This window comes from Vibrio sp. CUB2 (assembly GCF_001557945.1).
Lineage (GTDB): Bacteria > Pseudomonadota > Gammaproteobacteria > Enterobacterales > Vibrionaceae > Vibrio > Vibrio owensii.
Genome location: NZ_LNRB01000056.1, coordinates 1 through 1,474 on the forward strand (window position 1 = coordinate 1; position 1,474 = coordinate 1,474).

The 1,474-nt window shown below is 41.7% G+C and carries 1 protein-coding gene and 1 pseudogene; both read left to right on the forward strand.

From position 1 onward, the window contains the following. A partial coding sequence (locus tag ATB78_RS27740) for an aldehyde dehydrogenase family protein (RefSeq protein ID WP_061011154.1) occupies positions 1–1,049 on the forward strand: 1,049 nt, incomplete at its 5' end. A 15-nt stretch (positions 1,050–1,064) separates the two neighbouring features. After that, positions 1,065–1,474, forward strand: a pseudogene (locus ATB78_RS27745) (acyl transferase); the annotation flags it as partial.

A 1,474-nucleotide genomic window follows, 5' to 3' on the forward strand; every position in this document is an offset into this window, starting at 1 on the left:
TACCGCAGGGTGAGTGTTATGTGAGGGCTTTTCCTAAAGGACGCACGATGCATTTGCTTGCGGGGAACGTTCCTCTCTCCGGTGTGACCTCAATATTACGGGGCATACTGACGAGAAACCAATGTATTGTGAGAATGTCAGCATCGGATCCATTTACTGCCCACGCGCTAGCGATGAGCTTTATTGACGTCGATCCGAACCATCCTATTTCTCGTTCTATTTCCGTATTGTATTGGCCTCATACATCGGATACGACACTCGCTGAAGAATTACTGAGTCATATGGATGCAGTGGTTGCTTGGGGGGGGCGAGATGCCATTGATTGGGCGGTTAAGCACTCTCCTTCACACATCGATGTTTTGAAGTTTGGTCCAAAGAAGAGTTTTACCGTGTTAGACCATCCAGCCGATCTAGAAGAAGCCGCCTCGGGTGTTGCTCATGATATTTGCTTTTATGACCAAAATGCCTGCTTTTCGACTCAGAATATTTATTTTTCTGGAGATAAGTATGAAGAATTCAAATCAAAACTTGTTGAAAAACTGAATCTTTATCAAGAAGTTTTACCAAAATCAAAGCAAAGTTTTGATGATGAAGCTTTATTTTCTATGACTCGTCTTGAGTGTCAATTTTCTGGGTTGAAAGTTATATCAGAACCGGAAAATAACTGGATGATCATCGAGTCAGATCCCGGGGTTGAATATAACCATCCATTAAGTCGTTGCGTTTATGTCCACAAAATAAATAAGGTTGATGATGTTGTTCAATATATAGAGAAACATCAAACACAAACGATTTCTTTTTATCCATGGGAATCTTCCAAGAAATATCGAGATGCATTCGCCGCAAAAGGAGTAGAAAGAATCGTTGAATCTGGGATGAATAATATATTTAGAGCTGGTGGCGCACATGATGCAATGCGTCCACTTCAACGTTTAGTTCGATTTGTTTCTCATGAAAGACCATATAACTTCACCACTAAGGATGTATCTGTCGAAATAGAGCAAACCCGCTTTCTTGAAGAAGATAAATTCTTGGTTTTCGTCCCTTAAATAAGGAAATTTACAATGAATAATCAATGCAAGACTATTGCACACGTGTTGCGCGTGAACAATGGTCAGGAACTTCACGTCTGGGAAACGCCCCCAAAAGAAAATGTGCCTTCTAAAAATAGCACCATTTTAATTGCTTCTGGTTTTGCCAGAAGAATGGATCACTTTGCTGGGTTGGCCGAGTATCTATCTGAAAATGGTTTCCATGTGTTCCGTTATGACTCTCTTCATCATGTGGGGCTCAGCTCGGGTTCGATTGATGAATTCACCATGACGACGGGCAAAAATAGTTTGTGCACTGTTTATCACTGGCTGCAGACCAAGGGTACACAAAACATTGGCTTGATTGCGGCAAGTCTCTCAGCTCGTGTCGCCTATGAAGTTATCTCTGACTTTGAGCTGTCTTTTCTGATTACTGCGGTTGG